Raw genomic sequence first — 5,930 nt, 5'->3', positions numbered from 1 at the left:
ATTCCGGGTTTCTAACGTATGATTTATTGCTTCTTGGGCAACAATGCGATCATCAAAGGGAAGTACCTTATCGCCGACAATTTGGCCGCTTTCATGACCTTTTCCGGCAATAATAAGGAGATCCCCGTCATTAAGGTCTGAAACAGCTCTGAAAATAGCTTTTTTCCGATCATCGACTTCAATGGCGTTTGGGGCAGCTGCCATTGCTTGTGCACGAATGGCTGCGGGATCTTCTGTTCTGGGGTTGTCGTCTGTAATGTAGGCTTGGTCTGCCAATTTATCGGCAATACCACCCATCAAAGGACGTTTCCCCGGATCGCGATCTCCGCCACAACCGACAATTATGGAAAGCTTACCTGTTGTGTGGGGGCGCAGCGCTTGAATGATGGTTTCGACAGCATCCGGGGTATGGGCAAAATCTACGTAAACCGTGCCGCCCTTGGCTGTTTTTCCAATTTTCTCGGCGCGACCAGGTACGCCTTTCAAGGCAGGAAGAACGGTCAGGATTTTTTCTAGGTCAGCACCTGTTCCAATTGCAAGGCCGACTGCAGCCATGATATTTGAAGCTTGGAAACTGCCAGTCAAAGGAAGCGTGATTTTGTGCGTCTCACCAAAGAGGGATAAGGTCAGATCTTGCCCGTCAGCAGTTGGGGTTTGTTTGGTGACTTGCAGGTCGCTGGGACTATGTCCATAGCTAATAATACGATGGTTTCTCTCTGCGCAAATTTTGACGATTTTTTCATATTCAGGCATATCAGCATTGAGAACAGCGACTGCACCTGTTGGTAACAAGTCGCGAAAGAGCCTTAGTTTGGCATCGAGATAACTGATCATATCCGGATGATAATCCAGATGATCCTGTGAGAGATTACTGAAAGCTGCTGCTTTCAAGCGCAGGCCATCAAGACGGTATTGGTCAAGACCGTGGCTAGATGCTTCCAAAGCCAGATGGTTGTAGCCAAGATCACTAAGGTCTTTGAGGCTGTTGAAAAGGCCAATAGAGTCAGGTGTTGTCAAGGCTGCTGGCGCGTTTGGGATAGGGGGGTAAATGCCAAGGGTACCAAGACTGGCAGCTTTTTGACCAAGTGCTTCCCAAATTTGTCGTGTAAAAGTGGCAATTGATGTCTTGCCATTTGTGCCTGTAATTGCAACCAGTGTTTCCGGTTGGTTTTTACTAAACGCAGCAGCCAACAGTGAAATTGTTTGTCGCGGATTTTTGCTTTTCAGCACGGCGACTTTCGTTTCATAAGCAGCAGCATCTTTTGTAGCAGAAACAAGAATTGCTGTCGCTCCAGATGCTATAGCCTGGGGGATGAAATCAAAACCGTCGGGGCCGTTCTCTACAGAAGAAGGAAGAGCTGCAAAAAGAGAACTCTCTTTTATTTTTCTACTATCAAGACAAAGTCCTGTTATTTCCCTGTTGTCATCACTGCATGAGGGACGAAATTCTTCCGGTATTTTCGACAACAGTTCATCTAGCCGCAATCTTACGTCCTTCCATGCGGGCCTTGGCCTTTTTCAAAATTGTATTACCTACGTTATCTGCGTCTTCAATATACGCTGGCTCTATACCCATAAGGGGAGCCATTCTTTCAATAACGCGTTTAACAACAGGCGCTGCGACCCAGCCACCCGTTGCAAATCCATATGTTTTTTTTGTGCCTTTGGGCTCATCGACCATGACATAAACAACATAGCGGGGATTGTTCATCGGAAATGCTGCAACAAAAGAAGATACACGTGAATTTTTTACGTAACGCCCACCTCTTAGTTTGTCTGCGGTACCTGTTTTTCCGCCGACAAGGTATCCCTTGGCGTTGGCGTTTTTACCTGAACCATGCAAAACAACAAGCCGCATTAAATCACGCATATAATCTGACGTTTTTTCACTCAGGATACGACGCCCGAGGGGGGCATCATCCTTGGCGCGCTTGATGAAGGTTGCAGGTTTTAATGTTCCACCATTGACCAGACTGGAAATTGCCGAGCTTAGCTGTAGGGGGCTTACCGCAATACCATGCCCATAAGAGATGGTCATGGTGTTGATTTCACGCCAAGGTGACGGAACCAATGGTGTACCAACTTCGCTGATTTCGACGGATGCTGGACGCAAAAGGCCAAAGTTCGACAGATATTTACGTTGTCCCTCTGTTCCAACTTCCATCGCCATTTGGACTGTGCCGATGTTACTGGAATAGATAAGAATTTCGGGTACAGACAACCAACGCTTCAAGGGCTTGTAATCGTTAATGGTAAAACGAGATACGCGGATGGGTTTGCTGACATCATAGCCGTCATAGACAGAGGCAACGCCTTCATCCAGAGCCATTGCAGAGGTCAGTAGTTTAAACGTTGACCCCATTTCATAGATACCCAAAGTGGCGCGGTTAAAACGTGCGTCATCTGACGCCGTTCCCGGATTACTGGGGTCAAAGCTGGGGAGTGATACAGAAGAGACTATTTCGCCAGTGTTTGCATCCATGACGATACCTGCGGCACCAATGGCACTGAACTCTTTCATAGAGCGGGCCATTTCTTCGCGCAGTATATGTTGAACGCGTAGATCTAGGCTCAACTGAATTGGCTCTGGGTGTTCGCGTAACACCCGGTCAAATGAGCGTTCAATGCCGGCGAGGCCTTTGTTGTCGACGTTTGTAAAGCCAATAACATGAGCACCAAGGCTGCCATGGGGATAAAAACGGCGTTGTTCCTGTTCGAACTCTAGTCCGGGAATACCAAGGTTGTTAATGGCATATTGTTGGCGTGGCGTTAGATTTCGTTTGATCCAGATAAAGCCACGATTTGATGATAGCTTTTTTAGCAGTTTGTCTTGGGAAAGTTCTGGGAGTATATCTGCTAGAACTCTTGTTGCGGCTTCTGGGTTTGGAATTTTTCTTGGCTCAGCATACAGTGATGCCGTTGGAAGCGTTGTTGCCAAAACAATGCCGTTACGATCGACAATATCTGCACGGGTCGTTTGAACAGGGGGGGCTTCGTCAATTTCCTGTGCTGTTTTAGTGTTCGTTTTTGTGCCTTGTAAAAGGGTCAAATCCACCAATCGGATAGAGATGACCATAAAGGCCATCGCCATCAAGGCGCCAGCAACAATCAATCTTGTTCGCCCGGTTTCGAGGGCCTGACGTAAACGACCATCCAGCGTAATCACTGCCTTGGGCGTTTTGGGATTGTTCAGGTTGGTCAGGCGACCTTGTTTGTTATCTTCTCGCCAATCGCTCATTCTGTCACCTCTGCACTGGCGGGGGTTGCTGAGCTTGGTAATTTGATGCTGGTACCGGGTGTCTCTTCTTGATCTTTATAAGGAATATCGGACAATGTAACGATCTGCGCCGGATCAAGCGGTTTGAGTTCTAGATATTGAGAAGACAGACGGGCCAATCGCTCTGGACGGTTCAAATAGCTCCACTCTGCCTGCAGAATACGAATAGCTTCTTTATCTCTTTCGATCTGGGATTCTACCTGTGCCAATTGTCCTTCAAGGGCATTTACTTCTTCTTTGATTTGAAAAAGCACGATTGCACACGCGGTGCCAACGACAATCCAGATAGTAAGGCCGAGGTTTTTCATGCGGCTTCTCCTTGTGTGCAAGGGGCATCCGTACGAATTGCGACGCGGAGTTTGGCTGAACGAGAACGAGGATTTTCGTTACATTCTTTATCGCTGGGTGCGATGGCTTTTTTTGTCGGCAGGGAGAAAGGGGCCTTACACAGAGCCGCGGGCTCAACCGTCGGAGAATGACGGGAGCCCTGCGGCGTCCCCCCACTGCGTTCGCGTAAGAAGTTTTTAACAATACGATCTTCGAGAGAATGAAAAGATACGATTGCCAATCGGCCGCCGGGATTTAGAAGCTGTTCTGCTGCTTCTAGCCCACGTTCCAGTTCACCCAATTCGTCATTAACGAAAATGCGCAAGGCCTGAAAAGAACGAGTTGCGGGATGGATGTTTTTGCCATCTTTTCTGGGTTTTTGCCTGATGATGCGACGAATGAGGTCTGCGAGCTGCAGTGTCGTTTCAAAAGGTTTCTCAACTCGATCGGTCACAATCGCACGTGCAATCAGACGAGATTTTTTTTCTTCGCCGTATTTATACAGAATATCCGCGATCTCTTTTTCGTCGTATGTATTGACAATATGAGACGCTGGTGGCCGTTGATCAGAATTAGGGCCGTCCATGCGCATATCAAGCGGACCGTCTTCCTGAAAAGAAAAGCCGCGCTCTGCTTGATCCAGCTGCATGGAAGAAACACCAAGATCCAATGTTATGCCATCAACCTTGTTGATACCTGCTTGTTTTAATAACGATTGCATGTCGCCAAAACAGCCAGCAAGAGTTGATATTTGGCCAGTGATCACTTCGGGAAGCTTTTTCGCATTCGCGTGCGCCGTAGGATCCCGATCTATGCCGAAGACTTTACAATCGGCTTGTTGGGCAATTGCACGACTATACCCGCCGGCACCAAAGGTGCCATCGACAAACACTTCGTTGTCCTGTGGGGTCAGGACAGCGATGATTTCCGGCAGCATGACAGAGTAATGTCCGTCTTGCTGGGCATTCAGGCCTGGGCCGGATGAGGACGGGCCTTCTGAACTGAAAACTAGACCTTTTATAGAGAGAGGGGAAAAAAGAGGGGTCATCCGTTTTCTCCTTCTCTATCAAGTGTAATTGTCAGCTTCTGGGCTTTTGCGCGATCTCGGGCTTCCTGTTTTTTCTGTTCCAGCGTGTCTGGGTTCCAGACTTGGAAAAGGTCACCTTTGCCGACAAAGGCGGCACGATCGCTGATTTGGGCATGGGCGATCAGTGCAGGCGGCAAAAGAATACGTCCATCACCATCAAATGAAAGTTGGTGAGAGTCCGCAAGGATGGCTGTGGCAAGATCATCGTGCTCATCAGAGAACAGGTCCAGGTTGGAACTCATGCTTTTATGGAGGCGACGCATAAAATCCATACCAGCTGCTTCTAGGGCATCGGCACGATAGGAACGAAAAATAACAATTCCTTGAAAGGGTTGGTCGGCGAGCATTTGGCGAAAGGTAGCCGGAACCGACACGCGGCCCTTTTTGTCTACCTTGTTTTCAAATGTACCTATAAAAAAGGTCACTGATTCCGCCCCAAAATGAATTGACCGATATTGGTCTATCTAAGAACGCACCCCTGCGTTCTTGACTTGCCATGTTCCCGATTTGGTCTGAAATGGGTCGTTTCTGATTACAAATGGGATATTTTGGGATATCATGGGATGAGATGGGTGTCAATGGTTTCCCGGTGTGTCAGGGTATGGTTAAAACATAGTTAATTACTTATTTTTTATAGCTAAATTTTGAAATATTTTTTAAATTATAAATTAAATTGTATTTCAAAAGGTTATAGTTGTATTGATATTAAATATAATAATTGTATAAAATGTCAAACAAATTATATAATAGAAAAAACAGTCGTAAAAAAGTGGGTCTATCCCTTTAGTATTATCTCCTCTCTCTTTTATAATCCAACCCAAAAACCTTTTAAAATATAAGACTTTCTTTCCACACATTTTTTTGTAACTTTCTTCGATATCTGGGTCTCCTTCTGGTAACAAAGACTTCAACATGTTAATGTGAATTTTAGATTCACTAATCCCCCTTTTTTTCATGCATAAATTAGTGCTGAAAGAGGAATTTAGAGCTCTGTGATAAATCCTAGATTCAAGGTATAGAAGAAGCAACACAATTCTTGAGGAAAAATAGCCGCTAAAGACGCGGCTAATGTTTTTTCTATTGGAATGCAAACTTCTTTTCCAGATAAAATATACGAAAACCCTAAAAAAGTTGCTAACATCCAGGTTGCTAAAATTCTCTTAAGTTTTGTTTTTAACGAGTTTGCTTCGAAGTCTGCATTGTTGTAATGCCATTTTAAGGCGACTAAATAAAGTAAAA

Annotated in this window: 6 protein-coding genes; all 6 read right to left on the bottom strand. The window is 45.9% G+C overall.

The features are described from left to right. A partial coding sequence (locus Q0241_RS09690) for a UDP-N-acetylmuramoyl-L-alanyl-D-glutamate--2,6-diaminopimelate ligase (RefSeq protein ID WP_299376689.1) occupies window positions 1-1,485 on the bottom strand: 1,485 nt, incomplete at its 3' end. After that, window positions 1,472-3,238 (bottom strand): penicillin-binding protein 2, encoded by a 1,767-nt coding sequence (locus Q0241_RS09685; protein ID WP_299376686.1) that lies wholly within the window; start codon window positions 3,236-3,238, stop codon window positions 1,472-1,474. The genes Q0241_RS09690 and Q0241_RS09685, both read right to left, overlap by 14 nt. Continuing rightward, window positions 3,235-3,585, bottom strand: a complete 351-nt coding sequence (locus tag Q0241_RS09680; RefSeq protein WP_299376683.1) for a hypothetical protein — start codon at window positions 3,583-3,585, stop codon at window positions 3,235-3,237. The genes Q0241_RS09685 and Q0241_RS09680 overlap by 4 nt, the downstream gene beginning before the upstream one ends. Continuing rightward, window positions 3,582-4,652 carry a 16S rRNA (cytosine(1402)-N(4))-methyltransferase RsmH gene (gene rsmH, locus Q0241_RS09675; RefSeq protein WP_299376680.1) on the bottom strand — a complete coding sequence of 357 codons (1,071 nt, stop codon included), beginning with the start codon at window positions 4,650-4,652 and terminating at the stop codon, window positions 3,582-3,584. The genes Q0241_RS09680 and rsmH overlap by 4 nt, the downstream gene beginning before the upstream one ends. Continuing rightward, window positions 4,649-5,116: a division/cell wall cluster transcriptional repressor MraZ gene (locus Q0241_RS09670; protein ID WP_299376676.1), complete on the bottom strand. Its 468-nt coding sequence runs from the start codon at window positions 5,114-5,116 to the stop codon at window positions 4,649-4,651. Before Q0241_RS09670 ends, rsmH begins: the two co-directional genes overlap by 4 nt. A gap of 557 nt (window positions 5,117-5,673) precedes the next feature. Next, a partial coding sequence (locus tag Q0241_RS09665; RefSeq protein WP_299376673.1) for a hypothetical protein occupies window positions 5,674-5,930 on the bottom strand: 257 nt, incomplete at its 5' end.

This window comes from uncultured Kiloniella sp. (genome assembly GCF_937128705.1).
Taxonomy (GTDB): domain Bacteria; phylum Pseudomonadota; class Alphaproteobacteria; order Kiloniellales; family Kiloniellaceae; genus Kiloniella.
Note: the sequence above shows the minus strand (reverse complement) of the source record. Positions and strands in the feature narration are given on the sequence as shown.